The sequence below is a fragment of the Gordonia sp. LMA167 genome (assembly GCF_058130025.1).
This window is the reverse complement of the sequence record NZ_CM176708.1, coordinates 2,764,654-2,791,030: the sequence shown is the minus strand read 5'-3', so window position 1 is coordinate 2,791,030 and position 26,377 is coordinate 2,764,654. Positions and strand designations below refer to the sequence as shown.

Below are 26,377 nucleotides of genomic sequence, written 5' to 3'. Positions count from 1 at the left end.
CGTGCACGGCGGTCCACCAAGTATCCTTGGCGACACTATGCCCGACGACTCGACGCGCACCGTATCCGCTGATCACGCCTCGCACGGCGCAGGCGAACCGTTCTACCTCACCACAGCCATCGCGTACCCCAACGGCGCACCCCACATCGGTCACGCCTACGAATACATCTCGGCGGACGCGCTCGCCCGGTTCAAGCGGCTCGACGGCTACGACGTGCGATTCCTGACCGGCACCGACGTGCACGGGCAGAAGATGCAGCAGACAGCGCAGGCCGAGGGCATCGATACCGCAGACCTGGCCAACCGCAATTCGGACCGTTTCGAGACGCTGCAGCGACGCCTCGGGTCCAGTTTCGACCGGTTCATCCGGACCAGCGACGCCGACCACAAGCGTGCATCCGAGGCGATCTGGCAGCGCATGTTCGATGCCGGCGACATCTACCTCGACACCTACTCCGGCTGGTACGACGTCCGCGACGAGACCTTCTACGCCGAGGCCGACACCACGGTCGACGACGACGGCAACCGCGTCGCCGCCGACAACGGGCACATCGTGACGTGGACCGAGGAGCAGACGTACTTCTTCCGCCTGTCGGCCTATCAGGACAAACTGCTCGAGCTCTACGAGACGCGCCCGGAGTTCCTGCGTCCCGATGTGCGTCGCAACGAGATCGTCAGCTTCGTCAAGGGCGGTCTCACAGACCTGTCGATCTCCCGTACCACCTTCGACTGGGGTGTCCCGGTCCCGGGCCACCCCGAGCACGTCATGTACGTGTGGGTGGACGCGCTCACGAACTATCTCACCGGCGTCGGATTCCCCGATGACGCCGCGTCATTCGACCGGTTCTGGCCGGCGGATCTGCACATCATCGGCAAGGACATCATCCGGTTCCACACCGTCTACTGGCCCGCGTTCCTGATGAGTGCGGCCATCGAACTCCCCGACCGTGTGTTCGCCCATGGCTTCTTGTTCAACAAGGGCGAGAAGATGAGCAAGTCCGTGGGCAACGTCGTCGACCCGAACGCGCTGATCGACGAGTTCGGCCTCGACCCGGTGCGGTTCTTCTTCCTGCGCGAGTTCTCCTACGGCCAGGACGGGTCGTACTCCACCGAGGCGATCATCAGCCGTATCAACGCCGACCTCGCCAACGAGTTCGGCAATCTGGCGCAACGCACCCTCTCGATGATCGGTAAATACTTCGGCGGTGCGGTGCCGACACCCGGACCGCACACGCCCGAGGACACCGTCCTGCTGGACAAGGCCGATGCCCTGTTGCCCCGGGTCCGCGAACATTTCGACGTCCAGGCGATCCACCTCGGGATCGAGGCGATGTGGTCGGTGCTCGCCGACACCAACCGCTATATCTCGGCCCAGGAACCGTGGAAGCTCGCCAAGACCGACCTCGACCGGACCGCCACGGTGCTCCATGTGTGCGCCGAGGTGGTCCGCATCGTGGCGCTGCTGGCACAGCCGGTGATGCCCGAGTCGACCGGCCGCATGCTCGACCTGCTCGCCGTCGATCCGGACCGCCGTCAGTTCGTGGCCGTCGACGACCGACTCGTCGCCGGCACCGAGCTCCCGAAGCCGAGTCCGGTCTTCCCCCGCTACGAGGCGTGACCACCCCGGCGCTCGACGTCTTGCGTGCACTGCACGCACATACCGTCGCGGCCGGACTGCCGCCACCCGCTGCGCTGATCGGCGACTGGTGGGACGCCGACGCGGTGATCGCACCGTCGATCCACCTACGGCCGGGCTTCGCGCCGCCCGACGCCCCGGACCGCTTCTGGTTCGGATATCTGGGTTTCCCGGTGCGCGCAGGCGAATCGTCGTTGCCCGCGGCCGTCGGTGGGTTGACCGACGAGATCGTGATCCTGCGGGACGGGCAGTGGCACCACGAGCACGTCGACGGATCGCCCTGTGCACCATGGATTCAGCGGTCGCTGAGCAATCCCCTCCCACCCGGGGACACCCGGTGGTCCGCGAAATGGGTTCCGCCACCGCGTGAGCCACATCTGGATGCGATCGGGAAATGCCTGGAGGCCATCCGCGCGGGCGAGGTCTACCAGGCCTGCGTCTGCACCGGGTTCACCGGCGAGATCGGCGGCGACCCGATGGAGTTCTTCGGCGACCTCACCGCTTCCACTCTTCCTGCGAAATCCGCCTTTCTCCAAGGAGATTGGGGGTCGGTAGCCAGCTTCTCACCAGAATCTTTCCTCCGGCGGACCGGAAACCTGGTGTCGTCAGCGCCGATCAAGGGGACCCTCCCGGCAAGTGAGGACCCCGAGACGCTGGCTGCGTCGGCAAAGGACGTTGCGGAGAACGTCATGATCGTCGACCTCGTCCGTAACGACCTGGGACGGGTCGCGGTCACCGGATCGGTCCGGGTGGCAGATCTGTTGACGGTGATCCGCGCGCCCGGTGTCTGGCACCTGGTGTCGCGCGTGGAGGCCATCGTCGACCCGGCCGTGGGCAACAACGAGTTGCTGCGCGCGACCTTTCCGCCCGCCTCGGTGACCGGCACACCGAAACTGCGCGCCATGACATTGCTCGCGCAGTGGGAGACCCACGCTCGCGGCGTCTACTGCGGGGCGATCGGGATGGCCGGTCCGGGCCAGGGTCTGGATCTCAACGTCGCGATCCGCACGGTCACGGTGACCCCCGACGGCACGGCGACCCTGGGAGTCGGCGGTGGTATCACCATCGATTCCGATCCGGGTCGTGAATGGCAGGAATGCCTCGACAAGGCAGCCAGCATCGTCGGCGCCGACGTCCCCCATTCGTAGGATCATCACGCCCGGAAGCCGCGGCCACGCGGGCATGTCAGACCTCGTGCGGTAACATCGGAGAATGCGACGATCCATACTTCCAAGTACGGAAGGTACGGGTTCGGTCCGCGGTCGGGGTGATGAAAACGCATGCGAGATCACTGCCGAGCTGGCGGTACCGGCCGCACGTGCCGAGGTCGTCGAGTCGTGGCAACGGTCGCTCGACGCCGGGGTGCGGCCGGACAAGCACACGCCGATCCATCTCACATCCGATGAGTTCGCCGACCGCCGGTCCAACAACCCATTGGGCGATGGCGCCAAGCGGTTGCAGCGGGTCTTCCTCGAGTCGACCGATGACTCCGAACTGATGATGGGCATCTTCGACGCCGACGGGGTCCTGTTGTGGCGCGGCGGGACCCAACGCTGGCTCGAGGCCGCCGACTCGGTCGAACTGATCGAGGGCAGCCGTTGGGACGAAGGGTCCACGGCAACCACTGCGGTCAGCCTGGTGATGACCGACGACCGGGCCGCTCGCGTTGTCGGGTCCGAACACTTCAGCCACGCCCTGCACTCGCTGTACTGCGCGGCCGCACCGATCCACGATTCCCGCACCGGCGCGATGATCGGCATCGTCGGACTCGCCGGTCCTGCCGAAGCCATCCAGCCGTCGTCGACAGCATTCGCGGTGAGCATGGCCGGGCTGGGGGAACACGAGATCGCCGCGGCCCACATGCGTTCCCTCGCCGACCTACGACGCAATGCCGGCGCCCGCCTCACCGGCATACGCGGGCCTGCACTGCTGGTGGATCGTGACGGGTGGGTGGCCGACAGTCGAGGATGCACCGCACCGGCCGCAGTGGCCGCACCTGTCGACGGCGCCCATCAGTTCGTGCCGGGCATCGGCAGCTGCGTCACCGAGCGGGTCGGTTCCGGATGGCTGCTCCGGCGCGTCGGACCAGCCCATCCCATCGTCGCCGAACTCGATCTCCGCGGGGAGCCGTCGCTGACCGTCGTCGGCGACGGCGACGAGTGGCGGACCGTGCTGACCCGACGACACGCGCAGATACTCCTGCTCCTGGCCGAGGCGTCCGAATCGGGTCTCACGTCCGCACGCCTGAGCCGCCTGATCTTCGGTGACGCAGGCCATGTCGTGACCGTCAGGGCCGAGATGTCCCGCCTCCGACGCAGCGTCGGCGCCCTGCTCACCAGCAGGCCCTACCGGCTGGCGCCGGGGGTGACCCTGCACATCGCCGCCGAAGGGTCCGGCGAGGGCACCGAAGCGGCGGTCGCTAGCCTTGCTGCTCCTGACGTCGCGCAAGCACCGCTTGATACACATCACGGCGGGAAGCACCGCCGTCCTGCGTCACCTGTGCACACGCCTCTTTGAGGCGCATCCCGTCGGCGACGAGCTGCTCCACCTCGTCGACCAGGTCTGCGGCGTCGCGCTGCTGCGCGACGTGACCCGCCAGCACCACGGTGATCTCCCCCCGGACTCCCTCGGCGGCCCACTCGGCGAGCTCGGCGAGTGGGCCGCGTCGTACCTCTTCGTAGGTTTTGGTCAGTTCGCGGCAGACGACGGCGCGGCGGGTCGGTCCGAGCACCTCGACCGCATCGGTCAACGTGTCGGCGAGCCGATGCGGTGATTCGAAGAACACGATGGTCCGTGGCTGATCGACCAGGCCGGCCAGCCACTCTCGGCGAGCGCCGCTCCGTCTCGGGGCGAAGCCGTCGAAACAAAAGCGCTCCGAGGGCAACGCCGACACCGCGAGTGCCGTGGTCACCGCCGACGGGCCCGGCAGACACGTCACCCGCAGATCGGACTCGGCACACGCCGCGACCAGTTTGTAGCCGGGATCGCTGACCGACGGCATCCCGGCGTCGGTGATCAGCAACACCGTGGCGCCACCGGCGATCGCATCGATCAGGCCCGGGGTGCGCGCCGCCTCCACCTGGTCGTAGTAGCTGAGCAACTTGCCGCCGATCACCACCTCGAGCGCCGCGGCGAGGTTGCGGGCACGCCGGGTGTCCTCCGCAGCGACGATGTCCGCGGAGGCCAGTGCGGCGCGTAGCCGCGGCGATGCGTCGTCGACCTGACCCATCGGGGTGGCGGCGAGGATCAGGAGGCCCTCGGCGTCGGTGTCCGCATGGTCCGGCGTCATCGCGAGATCCTGTTCTGCTGAGTTCATCATCAGTCAGCTTACGAGCGGCCGTTACGATCGGACGCGTGACCGACACCGCCCTCCTCGACCGAGCGATACGCGAGGACCGTGGTCTGGATGCGACAGTGGATCGCGGGCGCACCGAAGATCTGGGCACGAGCCCGGCACCGGAAATCCCCGCACCGTTGTTCGGGGCCCCGGATCGCCTGCGGGGATTCGTGGTCGGCCTGGTGATCACGGTGGTCGCCGCCGTGACCCGGTTCTGGGGACTGGGGCATCCCACCGACCAGGGCACGCCCGTGTTCGACGAGAAGCACTACGTACCGCAGGCCTGGCAGGTCCTGACCGGTGGCAACTGGATCGAGGACAACCCGGCATATGGCCTGGTCGTCCATCCGCCGGTCGGAAAATGGGTGATCGCCGCGGGCGAGGCGGTGTTCGGCTACGGCCCGGTCGGCTGGCGGATCACGCCGGCGATCGCGGGCGTCGCCATCGTCGTGATGATCTACTGCACGGTGCGACGGATGACCCGGTCGACGCTCGTCGGTGGGATCGCCGGCGTGTTCGCGATCTGCGACGGGGTGCTGTTCGTCCAGTCGCGCATGGGCATGCTCGACATCATCCAAGCAGTCTTCGTGGTGGCGACGTTCGCCGCCGTCATCGCCGATCGGGACCAGGTCCGGGCACGTCTGCACCGCGTCTATGTGGAGGGACGGATCGGCGACACGCCGTTCGGTCCCCGACTCGGCTTCCGGTGGTATCGCTTCACCGCGGGTGTCATGCTCGGGCTGGCGTGCGGTACCAAATGGTCGGGCATCTACTTCGTGTTGTTCTTCGTCGTACTCGCACTGGGCTTCGATGTCGCGGCCCGCAAGGCATATCACGTGCAGCGACCGTGGATGGGAGTGCTGCGGCGCGACCTCGTGCCGTCCGGGATGAGCCTGGCGGTGATGCCGGTGGCGATCTACCTCGCCACATTCATCCCGTGGTTCAACAGCGAGACCGCCGTGTACCGCTATGAGGTCGGCAACCAGATCGGTGTCGGCGGACCCTTCTCCTGGGTACCCGGCGCGTGGCGTTCACTCTGGTTCTACGAGGCCGGCATCCTGCAGTTCCATGCCGGTCTGACCAATTCCGCCGGCTACCACCATCCGTGGGAATCCAAACCGTGGACGTGGCCGATGAGTCTGCGGCCCATGCTCTATGCGATCGAGAACGGTCCGGATCAGTGTGGTGCCGGTGAATGTGTCCGCGCCCAGATGCTTATCGGATCACCGGCGATGTGGTGGCTCGCGCTGCCCATGGTGGCGTGGGGACTGTGGTCCTGGCTGGTGCGGCGCGACTGGCGCTACGCCGCGGTGACCACCGCCTATCTCGCCGGGCTGCTCCCCTGGTTCGCCGACCTCGACCGCCAGATGTACTTCTTCTACGCGACCGTGATGGCACCGTTCCTCGCGATGGGCCTGGCGCTGTGTTGTGGTGACCTGCTCCGCTTCGCCGGCCGAACCGCAACCCGACGACCCGAGCGACGGACGCTGGCCATCCTCGTCGTGGCGATCTACATCGGACTCGTGGTGGCGAACTTCATCTGGCTGTGGCCCATCCTGACGGGAAGTCCGATCTCGCCCGCGGAGTGGCATCAACAGATCTGGCTGCCGAGCTGGGGGTGACGCGCCGCAGAGGTGACGGGTCCACGGAACCTCACCACCCGATCCCTGAGGAGCGAGCTTGCAAGCTCACCACCCGATCCCTGAGGAGCGAGCTTGCGAGCCGACCACCCGATCCCTGAGGAGCGAGCTTGCGAGCCGACCACCCGATCCCTGAGGAGCGAGCTTGCGAGCCGACCACCCGATCCCTGAGGAGCGAGCTTGCGAGCGTCACGAAGGGGCACGAGGGCCGGCCCTTCGTGACAGCCCTCCGCTGGCGCTCCGGGCCTCCTCAGGGACCGGGGGGTGACGGCCCTCCGCTGGCGCTCCGGGCCTCCTCAGGGACCGGAGGGCGACGGCCTCCGCCGGCGCTCCGGGCCTCCTCAGGGACCGGGGGACGACAGCGTCCGCCGGCGCTCCGACCTCCCGCAGGCGATGACGGGTCCACGGAACCTCACCACCCGATCCCTGAGGAGCGAGCTTGCAAGCTCACCACCCGATCCCTGAGGAGCGAGCTTGCAAGCTCACCACCCGATCCCTGAGGAGCGAGCTTGCGAGCGTCACGAAGGGCACAAACCGTCACTGCGCAGACGTGGCCTGCGTGACCAGCCGGACGATGGTGGCGTCGTCGATGCCCATCGTGCGGAGCGATTCCACGTGGGCGACGGTGGCCTGTTGCGCCTGATCGAGCGTCGCGTTGCGGCCGGATTTGATGAACGATCCGTGCCGCCCGCGGGTCTCGATGACTCCGGCGGCCTCCAGCTCCCGGTAGCTTCGCGCCACGGTGTTCGGCGCCAGATCGAGATCGGCGGCCAATTGCCGGACGGTCGGGATGCGCTGCCCCACCAGCAGCTCACCGCGGCCCACCAGATCGATGATCCCGATCCGTACCTGTTCGAACGGCGCGACACCGCCGTGGGCGTCGATGGTGAGCCGTGCCGCCAGATCCACAGACATCGAAACCGCCGGCGTCAGAGCTCGTCCCGCGCCAAGGGACATGACATACACCGCGGCCCGCCGCGACCCGACCCGAGTTCGCGTCCCTCGATCTCGAGCACCTCGATGCCCGAATCCCGCAGGCGCTGGTTGGTCTCGACATTCCGGTTGTAGGACACGACGATTCCGGGCGCCAACGCCAGCGTGTTGTTCCCGTCGTCCCACTGTTCGCGTTCGGCCGTGATCGGATCGAGCCCGGTGTCGATGACCCGCAGTTTCTCGATCTCCATGGCATCCGCGGCGGCCTCCACGAACGGGCGCGCGCCCGTCACCGTGACGTTGCCGTCGACGGAGCGAAGGGTGAAGGCCGACATGGTCTCCGCGATGTTCGGGTACATGACCACCGCGTCGACGTCCACCATCGTGCACACGGTGTCGAGATGCATGAAGGCACGGGCCTGTTCGATCGGGACCGCCAGCACCGTGTGGGCCAACCCGTCATCGAAGAGGCTGCGCGCCAGAGCTTCCGCGCCGGCGGGTGTGGTCCGCTCCCCCACACCGACCGCGACGACACCGGGTGACAGGAGCAGCACGTCGCCGCCCTCCACCGGCGCCACCTGTGATTCGTAGGCGCGCCGGGCGCCGGTGAAGCGCGGGTGGTGCGCATAGATCAGGTCGGTCAGCGACGTCTCGCGCACCCGGGCCGGCAAGGCGAGTGACGTGATGGCGAACCGGGGACCGATCCAGAACGAACTGTCCCGCGTGAACAGCAGATTCGGTAAGGGCTCGATGGCGAACTCAGGGCCGTGATGCATTCGGCGGACCAGAGATGACGTGGCCGCCGCCGGGGTGAGAGGCAGTTCGTCGAACGTCATTCCGGCGGTGAGGACGTGCGAGAGTTCCGCCGCGGGCAGTCCACGCAGGTGACCGGCGAGATCGTCGGCGAGATGGGCGCCGAGTCGACGGGCGCTGACGGAGGCGGCGATGCCCTGGATGCGGGCCGCACCACTGTGTTCGATCGTCTCGGCGAGGAGATCGCCGAGGAGGTAGACGTCGACGCCGTTGGCACGCAAGACGTCGGCGAAGGCGTCATGCTCCTCCTGCGCCCGGGCCACCCACGGCAACCCGTCGAACAGAAGCTGGTCATTGTTGCGCGGAGTCAGTCGTCGCAACTCGTCGCCGGGGCGGTGCAGCATCACCGCACGCAATCTCCCGACCTCCGAGGTCGAACCCAGCAGGTAGTCCGCCGCAGCACTGCTCATGGATCAACGGTAGTTCGTCGGTGCCCATCGCACCGCTGTTGTGGCGACTATTCCTGCGTGTCGCGATCGACCTCGGTCAGGTGCGGGCCGCCACCGACCACGGCGGGAGCGGTTTCCGCGGCGACCAGCCACAACGCGAAGGCGACGGCGGTGACGCCCCCGGTCAGGACGAAGGCCGGACCGAATCCCGCTCGGTCGGCCACGAAGCCGACCACGATCGGTCCACTGACGGCCCCGAGATCCGATGACATACCGTACGCAGCGAGGGCCGAACCGCCCTGTTGGCGGTTGCCCAGGACATCGGCGAGCGCGGCCTGATGAGTCGGCGCGAACAATCCCGACCCGATGCCGGCGGCCAAGCACAGCAGCAGCGCCACCCAGAGTGCCGGCGCGAAGCCGAGAGCTGCCGTGGCCACCGCGGCGACCGCGAGTCCGGGCAACATCACCGGGCGCCGGCCGAAGGTGTCCGACAGCCGTCCCGCGACGACGATCGCGGTGACATTCCCGGCGGCGAAGACCGCCAGGGCGACACCGGCCATCGCGGGTCCCTCGTCGAGTCCGTCGGTGATGAACAACGGGACCACCGCCACCCGGACACCCATCGATGCCCAGCCCTGCACGAAGTTGGACGACAGGATCGCGCGGTAGGTCTTGTCCCGCAGCGCGGTCCGGAACCCGATGACCCCGGTCTGCGGTTTGCTCGTGGCATCGGGCCGCCCACCCTGATCCCGCAGTTGGGTGGCCACCACGATCGCCGCGATCACCAATGCGATCGCATAGACCACGAACGGCATCCGCAGCCCGAAACCGACCAGTGCACTGCCGATCAGCGGGCCGGTGATGTTGCCGATCAGAAAGCCGGCCGAGAAGTACCCGGAGACCCGGCCACGGATCTCCCCCGGAGACATGCGGATCAGCAACGCCATCGCCGACACGCTGAACATCGTGGAGCCGACGCCGCCCGCGCCCCGGAACAGCAACAACTGCCAATACCCTTGGGCGAACGCGCATGCGAACGTGCTCAGGGCCACGATGAGCAACCCGATGAGGTAGATCCGACGTTCACCGAACACCGTGACCAGGCGTCCCGTGGTGGGGGCGAACAGCAATCGCATGACCGCGAACGCCGACACCACCGCCGACGCCGCGGTGAAGCTCACGTTGAAGCTACGGGCGAAGGCCGGCAGCGCGGGCGCGATCAGTCCGTATCCGAGTGCGATGACCACGTTGGCGGCCAACAACACCCAGATCCCGCGGGGAATCTGTCTCACGTCCGGGCCCTCATCCGCCCAGCTCGGGCAATTGGTCGAGCGCGTCGGCGGTCAACGATCGGCCCAGCTCGATCATCTCGGGAGCCTTGTGGAAATCCAGGGTGCGCACCGATTTCCGCGGTACGCGGATGAGGATGTCGGGCGGATATCCGGCCACCTGATAGCGGGTCAGCGTCTCCTGCATGATGTCCAGCGACCGGCTCAGCACCTCGATCCGACCCATCCGGTTGGGATCCGGACGTGCGTCGGAGTCATCCGGGGCGGACGCATCGGGAACGCTGGTGTCATTGGTGGCCGCGTCGAGCCCGAAGCGGTCGCGCACCGACCGGACGAAATCGGAGTCGAGGAAGGGCGCCACGTTGCGTCGCAGCAACCCTTTGGTCTTCGGCTCGCGCGACGCGCCCTCGTCCGGCCCACCGTCGGAGCCGAGAACCACGCCGATCGTCACATCGCTGCTGACCGACGCGGTCGGCGCGACCGGCAACGGATCGAGAATCCCCCCATCGCCGAGCAGACGTCCCTCGTATTCGTGGGGGCTGATCACGCCGGGGATGGCGATCGAGGCCCGTATCGCATCGACCACACTGCCGCGCTGGAACCACACCGCGCGTCCGGCATTGAGATCGGTGGCCACCGCGGTGAACGGCGTCGACAGTTCCTCGATGCGCATGTCGCCGAGGATCTCGCGCACCCGCGTGAGGACACGTTCGGCTCCGATGACCCCCGGCTTGGACAGGGACACGTCCATCAACCGCACGACGTCGAGCTGGGAGAGCCCGGTGATCCAGTCGACGTAGTCGTCGAGTCGACCGGCGCAGTGCAGGCCGCCGACCAACGCACCCATCGAGGAGCCGGCGACCGTGACGACTTCGAAGCCTCGACCCTCGAGTTCGGCGATGACGCCGATGTGCGCGTAGCCGCGTGCCCCGCCGCTGCCGAGGGCGAGCGCAACACGGGTCGTTCGGGCCATGAGCCGAGCCTATCGACTGCGCCGACTGGTGCGTCCACCACCGCCCGTCCGGGATCAGTCCCGCATCAACCTGCGTGGACCCGGACCGAGCTTGTTCATCTCGTCGCCCGGGTTCAACAGATGACACTCGCCCAGCGAGAGGCAGCCGCAGCCGACGCACGAGCCGATCATGTCGCGCATGTTCTCCAACAGCGCGATCCGGTCGTTGATGTCATCGATCCAGCGCTTGGACGCCGCCTCCCACATCGACTTCGGCGGGGATTCGTGGTCGCCGAGCTCGGAGAGGACGTCGGCGATCACCGCGAGCGGGATGCCCGCCGCCTGCGATGCCCGGATGAATGCCACACGGCGCAGCATCGCCCGGTGATAGCGACGTTGGTTGCCGGATGTGCGACGGCTGAAAATGAGCCCCTGGTCTTCGTAGAATCGCACCGCCGACGACGCGATGCCCGCACGTTGCGCCAACTCGCCCACCGACAGTTCGAGCTTCTTGAGGGACATGCGCCCAATGCTAGGCGACTTCAAGTGAACTTGAAGTCGCCTGGCATCGGGCGTCGATACCTCAGCTCCGGATCACCATCACGGGACAGTCGGCCTGATGGAGGATCTTCTGGCTCGTCGAACCGAGCAGCAGGCCTTTGAAGCCGCCGCGGCCACGGCTCCCGACGACGATGACCTGGGCGTCGTCGGCCGCGTCGAGCACCGCCTTGGCCGGCTCCTCCGGAATCACGACACGTTCGACGACGACGTCGGGATAGTCGGCGCTGTAGCCCGACAACCGTTCGGCCACCGCCTCCACCGCCTCCCCCGACATTCGGGTGACCTCTTCTGGTTCGATGCCATACCCGTGCAGGGCGTCGACGTCCAACGGGGTCCACGTGTGCACCGCCAAGAGCTTCGTGTTGCGCAACGCCGCCTGTCGGAAGGCCTCGGCCACTGCAGCATCGCTGACCGGCGAATCGTCGACACCGACCACCACCGGGCCGTCACCACCCGGCCCGGCGACAACCACCACGCGACCGTGGAAATGAGCCGCCACGGTGACGCTCACCGATCCGAGGAAAAGCCCCTTGATCGAGCCCAGACCGCGAGTGCCGAGCACGATGGTGCCGGCGTCCTTGCCGAGATCGAGCAGAGCCCGCGCCGCATCGCCCTCGGCGGTCGAGGTGTGCACCGTGACCTCAGGCGCGGTCTGTTTGGCGAGTTCGGCCGCAGCATGCACCGCATCGGTCGCATCCTGACGGATCGCGTCCACCACGTCCTGCGGGATGATCAGACCCGGCGCATAGTTGCTGGTACTGATGTCGTAGACACCGACGAGTTTGAGGTCGACGCCTTCGATCGAGGCGGCGTTGGCCGCCCATCGCACGGCGGCATCCGACGCATCAGACCCATCAACTCCGACGAGAATCGCACTCATGGTAGTTCTCATCTCCTCACTTCGGTCACGGTCAAGACCTTCATCTTCCATCCTGCCCCCTGGGCTGCGTGGCGGCAATGAGCAAAAGGTCCCGGTCACAGCAGATTTCGCACGGGGTAAGGTGGAGCCGAGGTGAATGACCATCAACCAGGACCAGAACCCGAACGCGGGTGCCCAACCACCATCCACGGGCGACGAGATGCGCCAAGCGGTCGTACACGGCGTCGTGACAATCGGTTTCGCGTTCGCCGCCCTCCTGATCGCATTGGCCTCCGACGACGGCGTCCGCAAGGCGCTGATCATCGTCGCGCCGCTCATCGTGTTGGCCGGCGGACTCGCCGCCCTCTGGCGCACCTATCGCAACTGGCGTGCGGGTGGACGCTGGCAGGTCTGGCAGGGCGCGTCGTGGTTTCTCCTCGCGCTGTTCATCGTCTTCCTGTTCAGCACCGGGCCGATCCTGGTGGAATGACCCCGCACGACGTGTCGGTCGGCGCGTGAGCGGCGGAAACAGATTGTTCGCGTGCAGATCTCGGCCCGACCTGATCCGATCAGTCGTCGAGCCGCATCTCGAGGCTGAGCTCCTCGGCGTCGAGTTGCTGGAGTTCCTTGGTCAGCAGATGCGAATGGTAGGTCCCCTCATCGCGCATTCGCAGCAACGTCTCACGCTGCGCGGCGATCATCGCTCGACGGGTCTCCTCGAAAGCCGAGCGGTATGCCAGATTGGCACCCACGACGTCGTCCTGCGACTCGGCCTCCAGGCGTTCCATCCGATCTCGAATCCACGGATTCCTCTTGGCGACGTCGGATTCGGCGAGCACCTCCTGCGCTGTCTGCGCCAGCTCCGACCGCAACCGGTCATGCTCGGCGGCCCGGTCATCGGTGACGTCCTGCAGGCGGAGCATGCGGATCAACCATCCGAGCGTGCCGCCCTGCAGGATCAGCGATGACGCGGCCACGACGAATGCGATCAGCACGAGCAGTGCGCGAGCCGGAGTGTCTGCCGGAAGGGTCTGCGCGGCGGCGAGAGTGACGACACCACGGAGTCCGGCCCAGACGATGATGGTCCCTTCCTTGGGTCCCATCGGCGTCGAGGTGAAGTAGTCGATGTCGGCGATCCGGCGAGTGATCCTGGTTCGATAGTGTTCGACCGCAGCAGGATTGGCAGCGAAGGCAGCCGTGGAGATCTGGCCGGTGTCGGGCATCTGACGGCGCTTGCCGCCGGGCCGCGGGGTCAGCCGTAGGCGTCGTGGCGGCCGGCCCACCGGCGGCGCCGGCTGATCGGGGATCTTCCTGGCCTTCTCGCTGATCCTCGAGTCGATCTTCTCGAAGTAGGGTCGCAGTTGGGTACCCCGTCGGGCGATCCGATCGAGCCACCAGATCAGTGGGGTCATGTAGAGCACCCGAACGAGCAGGGTGAGTCCGAGTCCCGCCAGCCCGATCCAGACCGCCGTGGTGATGCCGCCGTGCTCCTCCCGAACATCGACGAGCAGCCCCCAGAGCTCGAGCCCCATCAGCAGGAACACGCCACCTTCGGCGAGGAATTCGACGGTTCGCCAGTTCTGACTGTCCGACAGCCGGTGCCTCGGTGACAGGTAACGCACCGCTCCGGCCCCGGTGATGAGGCCGGCGGTCACCGCGGCGACGAGCCCGGAGGCTCCCAGTTCCTCGGCGGGCAGATACGCCAGGTAGGGCACCGTGAAGGAGATCGCGGTGTTGACGGTGGCGTCACCCACGCGCCGACGGACCCACAGGTTGCAGTACCCGACGACCGCGCCGATGACGACCGCGGCGACGACGGCCCACACGAAGCTCAGCGCGACGTGCCCGAACGAGAAGCCGGCCGCCGTCGCCGCGACGGCGGAGCGCAGCAGCACGAGAGCCGTGGCGTCGTTGAGCATGCTCTCGCCCTCGAGAATCGCGGTGACCCGACTCGGAACGCCCAATCTCTTCGCGATCGACGTCGCGACGGCGTCGGTCGGTGACACGATCGCGCCCAACGCGATCCCGGTCGCGATGTCGATGCCGGGCAGCACCCAGGCGAAGAAGACGCCCAGCAGGACGGAGCTGATCAGCACCAGCACCACGGACAGTGCGCTGATGGCGGTGAAATCCCGGCGGAAGTCCATCGTGGGCATCGAGACGGCGGCCGAGTAGAGCAACGGTGGCAGCACCCCGACGAGAATCCATTCGGGGTCGACGTCCACAGCCGGCACGAAGGGCAGCACGCCGACGATCGCGCCGGTCACCACCAGCAGCAACGGCGGCGCGATACGGATTCGGGGCCCCACGACATGAGCTGCGGCGATCCCGAGGACCGCGATGATCGCGAGCAGGATTTTGTCCATGCGGACCATCCTGACGCACCCGTGCAGCGCCGGTCACGGCATGCTGCGCCATCAGGGATTGTGACATTGAGTGTTGACAGATAAAGGTTACCCGAACTACGGTCACACATATCGACCGATCCGCCGGCACGACTCGCCCCGCGGTTCGCACGGAGGATCCGGACTACGAGAAGGACCAGCCGCCATGACCAGCACACTGCACAACGCCGGACAGACCTACGTCCCCGAGCGCGACAAGCCCGACACCGACGACAACTACACCCAGGTCCTCGATGACCTGTCGTCGGCGTCGGTGCACCGCAACTTCGATCCGTACATCGACATCGACTGGGATGATCCCGCTATGGCGATCGTCCCCGACGACCCACGCTGGGTGCTGTCCAAGGAGGTCGATCCGGTCGGCCGCCACCCCTGGTACCAGCAGTTGCCGCTGGACAAACAGATCGAGATCGGTATGTGGCGTCAGGCGAACGTGGCCAAGGTGGGCCTGCAGTTCGAGTCGATCCTGATCCGCGGACTGATGCAGTACAGCTTCAAGCTCCCCAACGGCGCCAAGGAGTTCCGCTACACGACGCACGAATCCAAGGAGGAGTGCAATCACACCCTGATGTTTCAGGAGTTCGTGAACCGCACCGGGATGAACGTGCCGGGCGCCAAGATCGGCTACCGGCTGATCTCGCCTCTGGTGCCGCTGGCGTCGACCATCTTCCCCACCGTCTTCTTCTTCGGAGTGCTCGGCGGCGAGGAACCGATCGATCACATCCAGAAGGACTTCCTGCGCACGCGCGCCACCCTGCACCCGACGATGGCCGCGGTGATGCAGCTGCACGTCGCCGAGGAGGCCCGTCACATCTCCTTCGCGCATCATCTTCTGCGGGAAACCGTCCCGCGCAAGGGCCGCATCCAACGCTTCCTGCTCTCGCTCATGTTCCCTCTCACCATGCGCATCCTGTGTGGCGCGATCGTCGTGCCGCCGAAGAGCTTCCAGAAGCGGTTCGATGTGCCCGACGAGGTCATGCGCGACATCTTCTGGCGGTCGTCGGAGTCGAAGAAGTTCCTGCGCAACGTGTTCGGCGACGTACGGATGCTCGGTGAGCAGTGTGGCCTGATGAATCCGGTGTCACGCCTGCTGTGGAAGATTCTCGGTATCGGCGGCCGTCCGTCACGCTTCCGCAGCGAACCGACCTACACCGCGGCCTGATCCGCGCTCGCCCACCTCTCACATCGGATCCGACCATGCCCCATGTCGTCACGCAGGCGTGCTGCGGCGACGCCTCGTGCGTCTACGCGTGCCCGGTCAACTGCATCCACCCCACGCCCGACGAGCCCGGTTTCGGCACGTCGGAGATGCTCTACATCGACCCGTCGACGTGCGTCGACTGCGGCGCGTGCGTCAGCGCCTGCCCCGTCGGCGCCATCGTCCCGGGACACCGACTGACCGATCAGCAGGCGCGCTTCACCGACATCAATGCCGCACAGTTCGTTTCGGCCGAGGACACCGCGGCGCGCTTTCCGGTCGATCCCGCCCGACGTCTACCGCTGGCGCCCCTGGACAAACCGCGACGCCTCGCGGTGGACGAGCCGCTCTCGGTCGGCATCGTCGGATCCGGACCGTCGGCGATGTACGCGGCCGACGAACTCCTGCGCCACCCGCGGGTGACGGTGACCATCTACGAACGTCTGCGCCGACCGTTCGGTCTCGCCCGCTACGGGGTCGCCCCCGATCACCTCGCCACCCGCTCGGTGATGCGGCTGTTCGACGACATCGCCCGTAATCCCAGGTGCGACATCCGGTTGGGTGTCACCGTCGGGCGCGACGTCGCCCTCGAGGATCTGCGGGACCGTCACCAGGCGCTGATCTGGGCCGGCGGTGCGCCCACCGACCGACCACTGGCGATCGAGAACGCCACCGCACCGGGCGTCCTGAGTGCGACGTCGTTGGTCGGTTGGTACAACGACCACCCCGACCACGATGATCTCGAGGTCGATCTCGAGACCTCGCGAGCCGTCGTGATCGGCAACGGCAACGTGGCTCTCGACGTCGCGCGCATTCTGACATCCGACCCGGATTCGCTGGCGGATACGACGATCTCGCGCCACGCTCTGCGTGAGCTGCGACGTTCCCAGCTCGAGGAGGTCATGGTGTCGGGTCGCCGCGGACCGGCGCACGCCGCGTTCACCCTGCCCGAGCTGGTCGGTCTGGTCGACGGCGGTGCGAACGTCGTCGTCGATCCCGAGGACCTCGCGCACGCCCCCGCACACGTCGAGGACCCCACCGTCCGCGCCAAGCTCGACCTGCTGACCGAGGTCGCGGCTCGGCCCGCGCAGGGCGGTCGGCGGATTCGTCTCGCGTTTCACCGCTCGCCGTCGGCGATCGGCGTCGACGACGCCGGTCACACCGATCGGCTCGCGGTGCACCGGACCGAGGTCGACGCGACCGGCGCGATGCAGCAGACCCCCGACACCGAGATCATCGAGACATCACTGGTCCTGACCTCGATCGGATACCGCGGCCTCGCTGTGCCGGGCCTACCGTTCGACGATCAGCGCGGGGTCATCCCCCACGACGCCGGGCGTGTCCTCGAGAACGGCGCTCCCGTACAAGGTGTCTACGTGACCGGCTGGATCAAACGCGGACCGTCGGGATTCATCGGCACCAACAAGACCGACTCGGCCGAGACGGTCGCATCACTGCTCGCCGATTTCGAGGCCGGCCGGCTGTCGCGACCGGACCGGTCACCTCGTCGTCGGCTTCTCGACCTGCGGGGCTGACCATCGTGAGGGTGGCCGGACCGACCACCAACCTTCGCCAGGTGAGTGCCTGGGCGGGCAGGACGCCGTAGATTTGGCGCATGGGCTCCGGGTACGAACGCACCACCGTGTCCACCGACATCGACGACTTGCCGGCGGACATGCGCCGATCGCTCGACACCCACGCGCGCACGCATCAGCTGGCCCTCGACGACGCGTTGCCCGCGTGGCTCACCCGCAGCGTCAACCCGCCGTCGACAACGTTGCTGGGCAGGCTCTTTCATCGTCGGGCCAATCCGACCGATCCCGACTCCGAGCATCAGACCGCGGTCATCGTGCACCCGCGATACCTACTCGTGGTCATCTCCGGGGCCGAGCGGGGTGTGAGTGTCCTCGCCGCGCCGCTGGCGACGGCGTCGGTTTCGCCCGGCGTGGCACTCACCGGCGCGAGCGCCGAGGAGCCGGGGTTCACGGTGTCCGGGTTTCCCGGCGCGGGTGGTCCCGGCAGCTTCTACGTGGGCCTGGGTCCCGAACCCGCTGCACGGCAGTGCTACGAGTCCGTGCGGGCGGCGGTGGCAGCGGCAAAGCAGCCCTGAGGTGGCGAGCGGCGCCGATCGGACATCGACCGGACTGGTCCTCGCCCTCGGCTCGTCGGCCGCATTCGCATTGTCGGGGGTGCTGGCGCGGGCGATGATCGACTCCGGATGGTCGGCGGGTGCGACCGTGACGGTCCGCATCGCGATCGGCGCGGCCGTGCTGCTGGTGCCCGGACTGCTCGCCGCCCGCGGTCGGTGGGCGGCGCTGCGCGAGGCGTGGCCGATTGTGCTCGCCTACGGTGCACTGGCGGTGGCGACGTGCCAACTCGCGTACTTCTATGCCGTCACCTATCTTCAGGTCGGCGTGGCCCTGCTCATCGAATACACCGCACCGGTCGCCGTCATCGGCTGGATGTGGGCCCGACACCGACAACGCCCCGGCCTGGGCACCGTGATCGGCGCGGTGGTGGCGATCACCGGGTTGGGTCTGGTTCTCGATCTCGGCGGCGGCGCCGACATCAGTGGTGTCGGAGTGGCGTGGGCACTGACGGCGATGGTGGGTGCGGCCACGTACTTCGTCATCTCTGCCGATGACCGGGTGGCCGTGCCGCCACTGACGCTGGCCGCCGGCGGCCTGCTGATCGGGGCTGCGGGTCTGGCAGCGGCGGGGGTGCTCGGCGTCCTGCCCATGCAGGCCGGGACGACCGATGTGCTGCTGTCGCGCATCCGCATGCCGTGGTGGCTGCCCCTGATCCTGCTCGGCGTGGTGACCGCCGCCCTCGCCTACTCGCTCGGCATCGCGGCCGGCCGACGGCTGGGCTCGCGGGTGATGTCGTTCGTCGGCCTGTCCGAGGTGCTGTTCGCGGTCCTGTTCGCCTGGGTGGCACTGGGTGAACTGCCCTCGTCCGTCCAGCTCGCCGGTGGCGTCCTGATCATCCTCGGTGTGCTCCTCGTGCATGCCGGCGAGGCGTCCACACGACGCGAGGAGACGGTGATGTGAGGATCCCGCACGTCGCGAACCTGGGACGGATGTCCCACTGCGCCACAGCAAGAAAAGGCGGAAATCCCGCCATTCACAATTGAATACAGGACGTCACATCTCGCAACAGTTGCGTCACGATCGCCCTCGCAGGCAGTGTGACGAGGGTTATCCTGAGGCCCTCGTCTTCTGGGGGTGGCCACGAGTGAGGACCATGTTCTCGCGGTTCGACTACATCGACGCCGCACGCGAATCCGGCGCACGGTTCGCCGGGTTGGTGCGCACCGTCGACGACCCCGAGACCCGGTTGCGACACACGCCCGGATGGACGGTGACCGACTGCCTGGGCCACGTCGCCTGCGCACCGTCGCGCTATCTCGACCTCACGCGCGGCGAGGGATCCGTGACCCGGCATGCGACCGACGTCCCCGACTTCAACGCCAAACAGATCGCCAATCTGACCACCCGCGCCGTCGCTCCGCTGACCGACCGGCTCCTCGACGACCTCGACGACCTCCTCGACACCGTCTCGCATTTCGGGGCCAGGGTCCCGGTGATGGAGTTCGACGCCGACTCCCGTATCCGCTCCGATGCGGCACTCGGCATCCTGCTCGGGGAGTTCGTCGTCCACGGGCACGACATCGCGAGTGTCATCGGCACGCCCTGGCAGATCGATCCGCACCTGGCGCCGCTCATCGCCCGCGGACGACACCAGGTCCTGACCGGTTGGGTCGATGGATCGGCTTGCGCCGGACACACTGCGACCTACGACATCCGATTGCGCGGATGTACCGAACGGTTTGTGTACGAATTCACTGACGGATGCCTCGTGATCGATCCTGCCGACCCGCGGCCACCCGACGTGCACATCAGCGTCGACCCGGTCGTCGCTCTGTTGGTGGCCTACGGCCGGATGTCGCCGACGTGGGCCGCCCTGACCGGGCGCGCATTCGCCTGGGGGCCGAAACCGTGGCTGGCTGCGGGACTGTCCCGGCGGTTCGTGCCGGCCTGATCAGGTCGATTCGCTGATCATCACCGCAACGGTGCCCGGTTCGATCGCGGCGAAGGCATGCTCGATGTCGCCCGCGTACGACACATAGTCTCCCGGGCCGAGTTCCACCTCGGCGCCGGTCGGACCCACCATGGCGCGCCCGGCGCTGAGGACCACGAGCTCGACGACTCCCCGCGCGTGCGGGGCCGAGATGCGGGGCTGACCGGGTTCGGCCCGGATCAGGTACATATCCCGTCGCGTGCCGGGCCGCGCAGTGGACAACAGGGTGGCCGAATAGTCGGCGTCGGCAGCCGGGATCACCGGCCCGTCACCGAAGCGGATGACCTCCACGGGCCGGGCAGGCGCGTCGAGCAATGCCGAGAACTGCACGCCGAGCGCGGTGGACAATGCCCACAGCGTCTCCACGCTCGGATTCCCCTCACCCGACTCCAATTGCGAGAGAGTCGATTTCCCAACACCCGCACGGCGGGCGAGCTCCCCGATCGACAATCCGGCCCGTAACCGTTCGCGCTTGAGCGATGCGGCTACGAGCTCCTTCGGATTGACCGCGGCCGCCGCGCCGGCGTTCGATTCGTTGAACGATCGTCCTTCTTGACGAACATCACCCATAGTGTCCATCATAGTGGCCATGCGTTCGTTTTGGAGAACACTGGAATCGTCGACGGTCCGCGCCGTCGTGGTGATGAGTGCATCGATCCTGGTGATCGGAATGTCCTACGGAGTGGCTGCGCACACCGCGGGACTCGCATGGTGGCAGATCCTGCTGATCGCCACCGTCGTGCTCGCCGGATCGTCGGAATTCGTGTTCGTCGGCATCATTGCGGGCGGTGGCGCCCCGATCGTCGCCGCGCTCGCCGGACTGCTCGTGAACACACGAAACTTCGGTTACGGACTATCGGTGGGTCGGCATCTCGGGCGCGGACTGCCACTGGCCCTGGGCGCGCATCTGATCAACGACGAATCTGCCGCGATCGCGAGTGCCGAACCCGACTCTCGTCGGGCCAGGGCGGTGTTCTTCCTCTGCGGTGTCGGTGTACTGATCACCTGGCCGCTGGGTTCGGTGCTGGGTGCGGCGATCGGCGGCCTGGTCGCGAGCCCCGAGTCGCTCGGTCTCGACGCGGCGTTCCCGGCACTGCTCGCCGCGCTGGCACTGCCCGCGTTGCGTGAGGGGACCACTCTGGCCGCAGCCCTGGTCGGCGGTGGCATCGCGGTGGCGGCCGCGCCGTTCCTGCCCGCGGGAGTGCCGATCATGCTCGCTCTGATCGGCGTGCTCGTCGTCGAGGTCATCCGGCGCCGCCGTGCATCGGCGTCGGAGCGTCCGACCGCGGTCGAGGAACGGCAGCCCGAGGTGGCCCGGTGAGCGGGGCCGGATTGTTCACCGGCGTTGCCGTGCTGGCCGTCGGTACGTATCTGATCCGTCTGGCGGGGCCGGCCCTACGCAGCCGTCACGAGGTGGGTCCGGACATGGCGGCATTGATGGATCGTGCCGCGATCGTACTGCTGGTGGGTGTTGCGGCCACGGGGGCGTTGTTCGTCGGCCACGATTTCACGGGCTGGGCACGCCCGGCCGGAGTGGCCGCGGGTGTGATCGCCGCACTGTGCAAGGCGCCGCTGGTCGTCGTGGTCCTGCTGGCCGCCGCTGTGGCGGCCGGCCTGCGGGCGATCGGCGTGGCGTGAGCGCACGCCGACCGGACCGTCAGGAATGAATCAGGCGCCCGTACCCGCGGTGGCGCGGCGACGCTGCGGACGGCGGCGCGACGACGATCCGTCTCGCGACTGACCGGCCGCCGAGGTGTGCCCGGAACCGCGTCCGCCCTGCGAACGCGAGCCACGGCCACCGTTCGAGCCACGGCCGCCCTGTCCCCCACGGCCCTGGCCACCACGCTGAGCAGGTCGCGTATTGCGAGGCTGCTCGGTCCTCGGCGCAGGCGCGACGAACTCGGCGCGCGGACCGACAAGCGTGTCGACCTCAGGCGAGGTCGACGCCACGCGGGTCGGGGCAACCTTGATGTTGGCTCGACGCAGAAGTCCGGCGAGGTCCCGGCGCTGCTCCGGAAGGCACACGGTGACCACGTCGCCGCTGCTGCCCGCACGCGCGGTACGGCCCGAACGATGCAGGTACGCCTTGTGTTCGGCCGGCGGGTCGACGTGCACTACGAGCTGCACGTCATCGACGTGGACACCACGGGCCGCGACATCGGTCGCGACGAGCACCTTCACGTCGTCGCCACCGAACGCCTTGAGGTTCCGGTCCCGCTGCGCCTGGCTGAGATTGCCGTGCAGGTCGACGGCGGGGATGCCCTCATCGGTGAGTTTCTTGGCCAACTTCTTGGCCTGATGCTTGGTGCGCATGAAGAGAATGCGGCGTCCCTGGCCCGATGCCAGCTCGCGGACGAGGGCGTTCTTGTCACCGGGCGAGACCTCGAAGACATGGTGGGTCATCTCGACGGGTGCCGTGGTCTCCTTGGTGGAGTGCACCGTCGGGTTGTCGAGGAAGCGCTTGGCAACCTTGTCGACGCCGTTGTCGAGTGTCGCGGTGAAGAGCATCCGCTGCCCGTCACGCGGGGTGGCCGCCAGAATGCGCGTGACACCCGGGAGGAAGCCGAGATCGGCCATGTGGTCGGCCTCGTCGAGCACGGTGATCTCGACGTCGTCGAGGCGCACGATGCGTTGCTGCATCAGGTCCTCGAGGCGTCCGGGGCAGGCGACGACGATGTCGACGCCACGGCGGAAGGCATCTTCCTGCCGCTTCTGGCTGACGCCGCCGAACACGGTGGTGACGGTGAGGTTCATCGCGCGGGCCAGCGGTGCGATGACCGCGGCGATCTGGGTCGCGAGTTCACGGGTCGGCGCCAGCACGAGGCCGGTGGGGGCGCCCGGCCGGCGGGTCACCTTGAGATCGGCGAGCCCCGCGACCAGCGGAAGCGCGAACGCAAGGGTCTTACCCGAGCCCGTCTTGCCCGAGCCGATGACATCGTCGCCGGCCAGAGTGTCCTTGAGGGTGTCCGCCTGGATGCGGAACGGTTCGGTCTTGCCTTCGGCGGCAAGAACGTCGACGAGTTCGGCGGGCACGCCGAGGGAAGCAAAGGTGAGGGACAAGGTCCGTGTCTTTCTGTAGTGGACACGCGGCAGCGGAAACGATCCGGCCCTGCAAGGTGTCGATGGCGAAGACGCATCTGTGCGTATTCGTTCGCCGTACGAAGTCAAAGAGCAGGCGCTGACTGGCCTGTCGAAGAAGCGTTCTACGACGCGTTGACGGCACCCTTCGGTGCATCAATTGAGTCCAACGCTACGCGATGGGCGGCGATGTGGCCAAACAGGGTGACGGAGATCATGCGATATCCGACTCGCCGCGAATCCGGTTGACGAGCACCGGGCCGCCTGGGCACGATGCCATGCGTGCATGCAGTCTTGCCGTTGCCCGCAGGGCGTGGGGAGGTTGTCGGCGTCGCGCACGCCGACAACTGACGACCCCGCCCCGACCGACACGAGTGTCGCAATCGCGACCGTGTCGGTCTTAGTCCTGCCCTGATCACGACGACGCAAGGTCATTGAACACTGATGCATTCCCTGTCTGAACCACAGATCCGTAAATCGTTCGTCAATGCGACGCTGCGCGAACGCAACTCACTCACACTACCCGCCGGATTCGACGAACTCCGTTGGGAGGAACTGGATTTCCTCGGCTGGCGCGATCCGAAGCTGCCGCTGGTCGGCTACCTGATCGTGCCGGCCGAGGACGCACCCGTCGGGATCATGCTCCGCCTGGGCGGGCGTCAGCCGCGCAGGCGCCCGCAGTGCTCGTTCTGCGAGGACGTCCAACTCCCCAACGAGGTCGCGTTCTACAGCGCCAAACTGGCCGGGGCCGCCGGGCGCAACGGCGACACCGTGGGGACCCTCGTCTGCTCGAACTTCGAGTGTTGCGCCAATGTGCGGGTACGTCCGTCGGCGATCTTCGCCGGAGACGACCCGGAGGCGATCCGTGCGCTGCGCATCGAGTCGCTGCAGAACCGCGCCCAGGGATTCGCGGCGCGCGTGCTCGGCCGACGATCGGCCTGACCGACCACCCTGGCGATGGCGATCACACGATCGACGATCGCTATCGCCGGCGGGTCGGTCGACCGGTCGGATCAGACTGAGTGCATGACCGGCCCCACGTCCACCGTCATCCAACTCAGCGACACACACCTGACCGGCTCGGGTCCCGGGACTCGCCCCGGACTCGACCCCGCACTCAATCTGCGGAGGACGTTGGCGCACCTCGACGCCTTCGGACACCACGTCGATGCGATCGTGGTCTCCGGAGATATCGCCGACACAGGTGAGGTCGGCGCCTACCGCGAACTCCGCGTGATGCTGGAGCCGACCGCAGAGCGACTGGGCGCCGAGATCTGCTACGCGATGGGCAATCATGACGATCGCGCGGCGTTTCGTACCGGGCTGGGGCTGGGCCGCAACGGTGCCGTGGATCCCACCATCCCATATGACGCCGTGCACCAGATCGGCGGACTACGGGTGATCGTGCTCGACACCACCACGCCCGACAGACACGACGGCGCACTCAGCGACGTCCAATTAACCTGGCTCGACAAGCATCTCGCGCATGCGGCAGAAAGCGGAACGATGCTGGTGATGCACCACCCGCCGATACGGTCACCGATACCGACGGTCGACTTGTTGCGGCTGAGGAACCCCGGCGCTCTCGCGTCGGTGATCGCCGGCTCTGACGTGCGCATGATCGTGTGTGGTCATGCGCATTACACGGGGGCCTCGGTGATCGCGGGTATCCCGGTGTGGATCGGCCCGCCACTGTCGTATCGCACCGATCCGGCGCCACCGACCGGGCGGCACCGCGCAAGGTTCGGATTCGGCTTGAGCCGGATCGACTTCTTCGGTGACCGTGCGGTGGCCACCGCCATCGATGTCGTCGATGTCGACGATGTATACGACGAGCCGCAATCCGTTGTGCTCGAGCGACTCCGGGAGCTGACCCCGAACCGCCCGTGACGGGGTCACGTCAACTCCCGTCGGTGGCGGTCGACACACAGTCACGGAACTTCCCGACTGCCGGATTGGTCGACCGGACCGACCAGGCCATGTAGAGATCAACGGTCGGGATCGGGTCGATGAGCTTGATGGCCACCGTTGCGGCTCCCGCGGTGCCCATGCCCTCCGCGATCGCGCGCGACCGAGATGCAAAGGCGACAAGCGGTTTAGCCGCCACCAACTGTCCGGTCCCACCGGGGTCATCGGCAGTCTGCGCAACCGAGAGCGATACACCCGCCTCGGCTGCCGACGACACAAGAGCGTCGTACATGGCCGGGCACTGGTCGCGCGCAGAGAGCAGACAGTGTTGGGAGCTGAGTTCGGCGCACCGCACCGTCCATCGCCCGGCCCAGGGATGGGAGCGGCCGACCACCACCACGATCGGCACCTTCGAGAGGATCCGCTGCGAACCGATGTGGCGTCCCACGGGCCGCCCATACACGAATGCCACGTCGAGCGATCCGTCGACGACGGCGGCGACCTGCGGGCCGCTACGCTTCTCCCACAGCGACACCACGATCTCGGGATGACTCCCATCGAGCAGGCGCAGGGCCGCGGGCAACACATGACGACCGGCCGGGAGGTTGTAACCGATCTTCAACGAACCCGTCGTGCCGGCCGCCGTCGATCGCGTGGCCTCGATCGCCGTGTCCAGGTCGGTGAGGATCGTGCGCACCCGCTCGGCGAACTCGATGCCGGCGCCGGTCAACTCGACCCGATGGGAGTCACGAATCACCAAGGTCACCTCCAACGAGCGCTCGAGCTTCTGCAGTTGGGCGCTGAGTGAGGGTTGGGTGATGTGCAGACGCGCCGCGGCCCTCCCGAAGTGTCTTTCCTCGGCGAGCGCGATGAACGATCTCAGATGTCGGAGTTCCATGTCCGCCCTTGCTACGGCTTGTCACATCGGTTATGACACGGCTCGCGACTGATCGGCATTGCCTCACGGTGAACACTTTGTGTCCGTACGATGTACGCCGTGGGCAGTGATATCGACGAGGTCGCCCGAGCCCAGGCGATGATCTTGATCGTCGAACTCGAGCGCGTCGCCGACGATCTGGTCGATCAGCTCGAGAAGCCCGGCGTCACGCACCACCATCTGGTGACCGCCCGGCGAGAACTCTACGAGGTTCGCGAACACGTCCGACGCCTGCAGCAGACGTACTCGATCGGCCACGGATCGTGATGTCGGACCGTCGGCCCCTGCGGCGAGCCGGTGACCGACGCTTCACCGAACACCGCGTCAGCCCGATTCGGCCCTGTTGAGGCCTGCCGGCGACT

At 67.3% G+C, this 26,377-nt stretch carries 26 protein-coding genes; 15 read left to right on the top strand and 11 right to left on the bottom strand.

The window, feature by feature from the left end; genetic code table 11:
• Positions 1–37 precede the first annotated feature (37 nt).
• The 3 genes from metG to ACVT6V_RS12595 all read left to right on the top strand — a co-directional run bounded on the left by metG (position 38) and on the right by ACVT6V_RS12595 (position 4,153).
• The gene (metG, locus tag ACVT6V_RS12605) at positions 38–1,618 is read left to right on the top strand and encodes a methionine--tRNA ligase (protein WP_489900086.1); all 1,581 of its coding nucleotides are present in this window, start codon (positions 38–40) and stop codon (positions 1,616–1,618) included.
• Positions 1,615–2,784 carry an aminodeoxychorismate synthase component I gene (locus tag ACVT6V_RS12600; RefSeq protein ID WP_489900085.1) on the top strand — a complete coding sequence of 390 codons (1,170 nt, stop codon included), beginning with the start codon at positions 1,615–1,617 and terminating at the stop codon, positions 2,782–2,784. Before metG ends, ACVT6V_RS12600 begins: the two co-directional genes overlap by 4 nt.
• 64 nt (positions 2,785–2,848) lie before the next feature.
• Positions 2,849–4,153, top strand: a complete 1,305-nt coding sequence (locus ACVT6V_RS12595; RefSeq protein WP_489900084.1) for a helix-turn-helix domain-containing protein — start codon at positions 2,849–2,851, stop codon at positions 4,151–4,153.
• Here the strand turns inward: ACVT6V_RS12595 and rsmI are convergent.
• Positions 4,056–4,952 (bottom strand): 16S rRNA (cytidine(1402)-2'-O)-methyltransferase, encoded by an 897-nt coding sequence (rsmI, locus tag ACVT6V_RS12590; protein WP_489900083.1) that lies wholly within the window; start codon positions 4,950–4,952, stop codon positions 4,056–4,058. The genes ACVT6V_RS12595 and rsmI overlap by 98 nt on opposite strands.
• A gap of 86 nt (positions 4,953–5,038) precedes the next feature.
• Between rsmI and ACVT6V_RS12585 the strand changes: the two genes are divergently transcribed.
• On the top strand, positions 5,039–6,595 hold the full coding sequence (locus ACVT6V_RS12585; protein WP_489900798.1) for a dolichyl-phosphate-mannose--protein mannosyltransferase: 1,557 nt from the start codon (positions 5,039–5,041) through the stop codon (positions 6,593–6,595).
• Between the two features lie 555 nt (positions 6,596–7,150).
• Here the strand turns inward: ACVT6V_RS12585 and ACVT6V_RS12580 are convergent.
• The 6 genes from ACVT6V_RS12580 to ACVT6V_RS12555 form a co-directional block, all read right to left on the bottom strand.
• Positions 7,151–7,528, bottom strand: a complete 378-nt coding sequence (locus ACVT6V_RS12580) for a GntR family transcriptional regulator (RefSeq protein ID WP_489900082.1) — start codon at positions 7,526–7,528, stop codon at positions 7,151–7,153.
• Between the two features lie 14 nt (positions 7,529–7,542).
• Positions 7,543–8,769: an arginine deiminase gene (locus ACVT6V_RS12575; protein ID WP_489900081.1), complete on the bottom strand. Its 1,227-nt coding sequence runs from the start codon at positions 8,767–8,769 to the stop codon at positions 7,543–7,545.
• Positions 8,770–8,816: 47 nt separating this feature from the next.
• Complete coding sequence (locus tag ACVT6V_RS12570; RefSeq protein ID WP_489900080.1) at positions 8,817–10,040, bottom strand: MFS transporter; 1,224 nt, start codon at positions 10,038–10,040, stop codon at positions 8,817–8,819.
• A 10-nt stretch (positions 10,041–10,050) separates the two neighbouring features.
• Positions 10,051–11,010 carry a patatin-like phospholipase family protein gene (locus ACVT6V_RS12565; RefSeq protein WP_489900079.1) on the bottom strand — a complete coding sequence of 320 codons (960 nt, stop codon included), beginning with the start codon at positions 11,008–11,010 and terminating at the stop codon, positions 10,051–10,053.
• 54 nt (positions 11,011–11,064) lie between these two features.
• Complete coding sequence (gene soxR, locus ACVT6V_RS12560) at positions 11,065–11,511, bottom strand: redox-sensitive transcriptional activator SoxR (protein ID WP_489900078.1); 447 nt, start codon at positions 11,509–11,511, stop codon at positions 11,065–11,067.
• A gap of 61 nt (positions 11,512–11,572) precedes the next feature.
• Positions 11,573–12,430 (bottom strand): universal stress protein, encoded by an 858-nt coding sequence (locus ACVT6V_RS12555; RefSeq protein ID WP_489900077.1) that lies wholly within the window; start codon positions 12,428–12,430, stop codon positions 11,573–11,575.
• Positions 12,431–12,566: 136 nt separating this feature from the next.
• On the opposite strand from ACVT6V_RS12555, the gene ACVT6V_RS12550 reads away from it, so the two are divergent.
• Positions 12,567–12,899 (top strand): hypothetical protein, encoded by a 333-nt coding sequence (locus tag ACVT6V_RS12550; protein WP_489900076.1) that lies wholly within the window; start codon positions 12,567–12,569, stop codon positions 12,897–12,899.
• 79 nt (positions 12,900–12,978) lie between these two features.
• Here ACVT6V_RS12550 and ACVT6V_RS12545 read toward each other — a convergent pair whose 3' ends face one another.
• Positions 12,979–14,775: a cation:proton antiporter gene (locus ACVT6V_RS12545; protein WP_489900075.1), complete on the bottom strand. Its 1,797-nt coding sequence runs from the start codon at positions 14,773–14,775 to the stop codon at positions 12,979–12,981.
• 184 nt (positions 14,776–14,959) lie between these two features.
• Here ACVT6V_RS12545 and ACVT6V_RS12540 point away from each other — a divergent pair, with 184 nt between their 5' ends.
• From ACVT6V_RS12540 to ACVT6V_RS12520, 5 genes are all read left to right on the top strand, one after another.
• Positions 14,960–15,976, top strand: a complete 1,017-nt coding sequence (locus ACVT6V_RS12540) for an AurF N-oxygenase family protein (RefSeq protein ID WP_489900074.1) — start codon at positions 14,960–14,962, stop codon at positions 15,974–15,976.
• 35 nt (positions 15,977–16,011) lie between these two features.
• A complete protein-coding gene (locus ACVT6V_RS12535) occupies positions 16,012–17,547 on the top strand; it encodes a 4Fe-4S binding protein (RefSeq protein WP_489900073.1) in 1,536 nt (511 codons plus the stop codon).
• Between the two features lie 80 nt (positions 17,548–17,627).
• Positions 17,628–18,122, top strand: coding sequence for a hypothetical protein (locus tag ACVT6V_RS12530; RefSeq protein ID WP_489900072.1), 495 nt, complete (start codon positions 17,628–17,630; stop codon positions 18,120–18,122).
• Position 18,123: 1 nt separating this feature from the next.
• On the top strand, positions 18,124–19,062 hold the full coding sequence (locus tag ACVT6V_RS12525; RefSeq protein WP_489900071.1) for an EamA family transporter: 939 nt from the start codon (positions 18,124–18,126) through the stop codon (positions 19,060–19,062).
• A 193-nt stretch (positions 19,063–19,255) separates the two neighbouring features.
• A complete protein-coding gene (locus ACVT6V_RS12520; protein WP_489900797.1) occupies positions 19,256–20,053 on the top strand; it encodes a maleylpyruvate isomerase family mycothiol-dependent enzyme in 798 nt (265 codons plus the stop codon).
• Here ACVT6V_RS12520 and ACVT6V_RS12515 read toward each other — a convergent pair whose 3' ends face one another.
• The gene (locus ACVT6V_RS12515; protein WP_489900070.1) at positions 20,054–20,662 is read right to left on the bottom strand and encodes a helix-turn-helix domain-containing protein; all 609 of its coding nucleotides are present in this window, start codon (positions 20,660–20,662) and stop codon (positions 20,054–20,056) included.
• A 19-nt stretch (positions 20,663–20,681) separates the two neighbouring features.
• On the opposite strand from ACVT6V_RS12515, the gene ACVT6V_RS12510 reads away from it, so the two are divergent.
• Both ACVT6V_RS12510 and ACVT6V_RS12505 read left to right on the top strand, forming a co-directional pair.
• Positions 20,682–21,413, top strand: a complete 732-nt coding sequence (locus ACVT6V_RS12510; RefSeq protein WP_489900069.1) for an AzlC family ABC transporter permease — start codon at positions 20,682–20,684, stop codon at positions 21,411–21,413.
• Positions 21,410–21,730, top strand: a complete 321-nt coding sequence (locus ACVT6V_RS12505; protein WP_489900068.1) for an AzlD domain-containing protein — start codon at positions 21,410–21,412, stop codon at positions 21,728–21,730. The genes ACVT6V_RS12510 and ACVT6V_RS12505 overlap by 4 nt, the downstream gene beginning before the upstream one ends.
• Positions 21,731–21,760: 30 nt before the next feature.
• Here the strand turns inward: ACVT6V_RS12505 and ACVT6V_RS12500 are convergent, their stop codons facing one another.
• Entirely contained in the window at positions 21,761–23,152 is a 1,392-nt protein-coding gene (locus ACVT6V_RS12500; RefSeq protein WP_489900067.1) for a DEAD/DEAH box helicase, read from the bottom strand.
• Positions 23,153–23,614: 462 nt separating this feature from the next.
• Between ACVT6V_RS12500 and ACVT6V_RS12495 the strand changes: the two genes are divergently transcribed.
• Positions 23,615–24,112 carry an FBP domain-containing protein gene (locus ACVT6V_RS12495; protein WP_489900066.1) on the top strand — a complete coding sequence of 166 codons (498 nt, stop codon included), beginning with the start codon at positions 23,615–23,617 and terminating at the stop codon, positions 24,110–24,112.
• 84 nt (positions 24,113–24,196) lie between these two features.
• A complete protein-coding gene (locus tag ACVT6V_RS12490) occupies positions 24,197–25,060 on the top strand; it encodes a metallophosphoesterase (RefSeq protein WP_489900065.1) in 864 nt (287 codons plus the stop codon).
• 10 nt (positions 25,061–25,070) lie between these two features.
• Here ACVT6V_RS12490 and ACVT6V_RS12485 read toward each other — a convergent pair whose 3' ends face one another.
• Positions 25,071–25,976 (bottom strand): LysR family transcriptional regulator, encoded by a 906-nt coding sequence (locus ACVT6V_RS12485; protein WP_489900064.1) that lies wholly within the window; start codon positions 25,974–25,976, stop codon positions 25,071–25,073.
• Positions 25,977–26,075: 99 nt separating this feature from the next.
• Here ACVT6V_RS12485 and ACVT6V_RS12480 point away from each other — a divergent pair, with 99 nt between their 5' ends.
• Entirely contained in the window at positions 26,076–26,282 is a 207-nt protein-coding gene (locus ACVT6V_RS12480; protein WP_489900063.1) for a hypothetical protein, read from the top strand.
• The last annotated feature ends 95 nt before the right edge of the window (positions 26,283–26,377 follow it).

What these genes read in the sequence shown, in the direction of transcription:
- ACVT6V_RS12515 (WP_489900070.1), bottom strand. Translation starts at nt 20,662, where the DNA reads ATGGGTGATGTTCGTCAAGAAGGACGATCGTTCAACGAATCGAACGCC.
- ACVT6V_RS12520 (WP_489900797.1), top strand. Translation starts at nt 19,256, where the DNA reads ATGTTCTCGCGGTTCGACTACATCGACGCCGCACGCGAATCCGGCGCA.
- soxR (WP_489900078.1), bottom strand. Translation starts at nt 11,511, where the DNA reads ATGTCCCTCAAGAAGCTCGAACTGTCGGTGGGCGAGTTGGCGCAACGT.
- ACVT6V_RS12550 (WP_489900076.1), top strand. Translation starts at nt 12,567, where the DNA reads ATGACCATCAACCAGGACCAGAACCCGAACGCGGGTGCCCAACCACCA.
- ACVT6V_RS12555 (WP_489900077.1), bottom strand. Translation starts at nt 12,430, where the DNA reads ATGAGTGCGATTCTCGTCGGAGTTGATGGGTCTGATGCGTCGGATGCC.
- ACVT6V_RS12510 (WP_489900069.1), top strand. Translation starts at nt 20,682, where the DNA reads ATGCGTTCGTTTTGGAGAACACTGGAATCGTCGACGGTCCGCGCCGTC.
- ACVT6V_RS12540 (WP_489900074.1), top strand. Translation starts at nt 14,960, where the DNA reads ATGACCAGCACACTGCACAACGCCGGACAGACCTACGTCCCCGAGCGC.
- ACVT6V_RS12595 (WP_489900084.1), top strand. Translation starts at nt 2,849, where the DNA reads ATGCGACGATCCATACTTCCAAGTACGGAAGGTACGGGTTCGGTCCGC.
- ACVT6V_RS12535 (WP_489900073.1), top strand. Translation starts at nt 16,012, where the DNA reads ATGCCCCATGTCGTCACGCAGGCGTGCTGCGGCGACGCCTCGTGCGTC.
- ACVT6V_RS12495 (WP_489900066.1), top strand. Translation starts at nt 23,615, where the DNA reads ATGCATTCCCTGTCTGAACCACAGATCCGTAAATCGTTCGTCAATGCG.
- ACVT6V_RS12530 (WP_489900072.1), top strand. Translation starts at nt 17,628, where the DNA reads ATGGGCTCCGGGTACGAACGCACCACCGTGTCCACCGACATCGACGAC.
- ACVT6V_RS12575 (WP_489900081.1), bottom strand. Translation starts at nt 8,769, where the DNA reads ATGAGCAGTGCTGCGGCGGACTACCTGCTGGGTTCGACCTCGGAGGTC.
- metG (WP_489900086.1), top strand. Translation starts at nt 38, where the DNA reads ATGCCCGACGACTCGACGCGCACCGTATCCGCTGATCACGCCTCGCAC.
- ACVT6V_RS12580 (WP_489900082.1), bottom strand. Translation starts at nt 7,528, where the DNA reads ATGTCTGTGGATCTGGCGGCACGGCTCACCATCGACGCCCACGGCGGT.
- ACVT6V_RS12485 (WP_489900064.1), bottom strand. Translation starts at nt 25,976, where the DNA reads ATGGAACTCCGACATCTGAGATCGTTCATCGCGCTCGCCGAGGAAAGA.
- ACVT6V_RS12490 (WP_489900065.1), top strand. Translation starts at nt 24,197, where the DNA reads ATGACCGGCCCCACGTCCACCGTCATCCAACTCAGCGACACACACCTG.
- rsmI (WP_489900083.1), bottom strand. Translation starts at nt 4,952, where the DNA reads ATGAACTCAGCAGAACAGGATCTCGCGATGACGCCGGACCATGCGGAC.
- ACVT6V_RS12565 (WP_489900079.1), bottom strand. Translation starts at nt 11,010, where the DNA reads ATGGCCCGAACGACCCGTGTTGCGCTCGCCCTCGGCAGCGGCGGGGCA.
- ACVT6V_RS12545 (WP_489900075.1), bottom strand. Translation starts at nt 14,775, where the DNA reads ATGGACAAAATCCTGCTCGCGATCATCGCGGTCCTCGGGATCGCCGCA.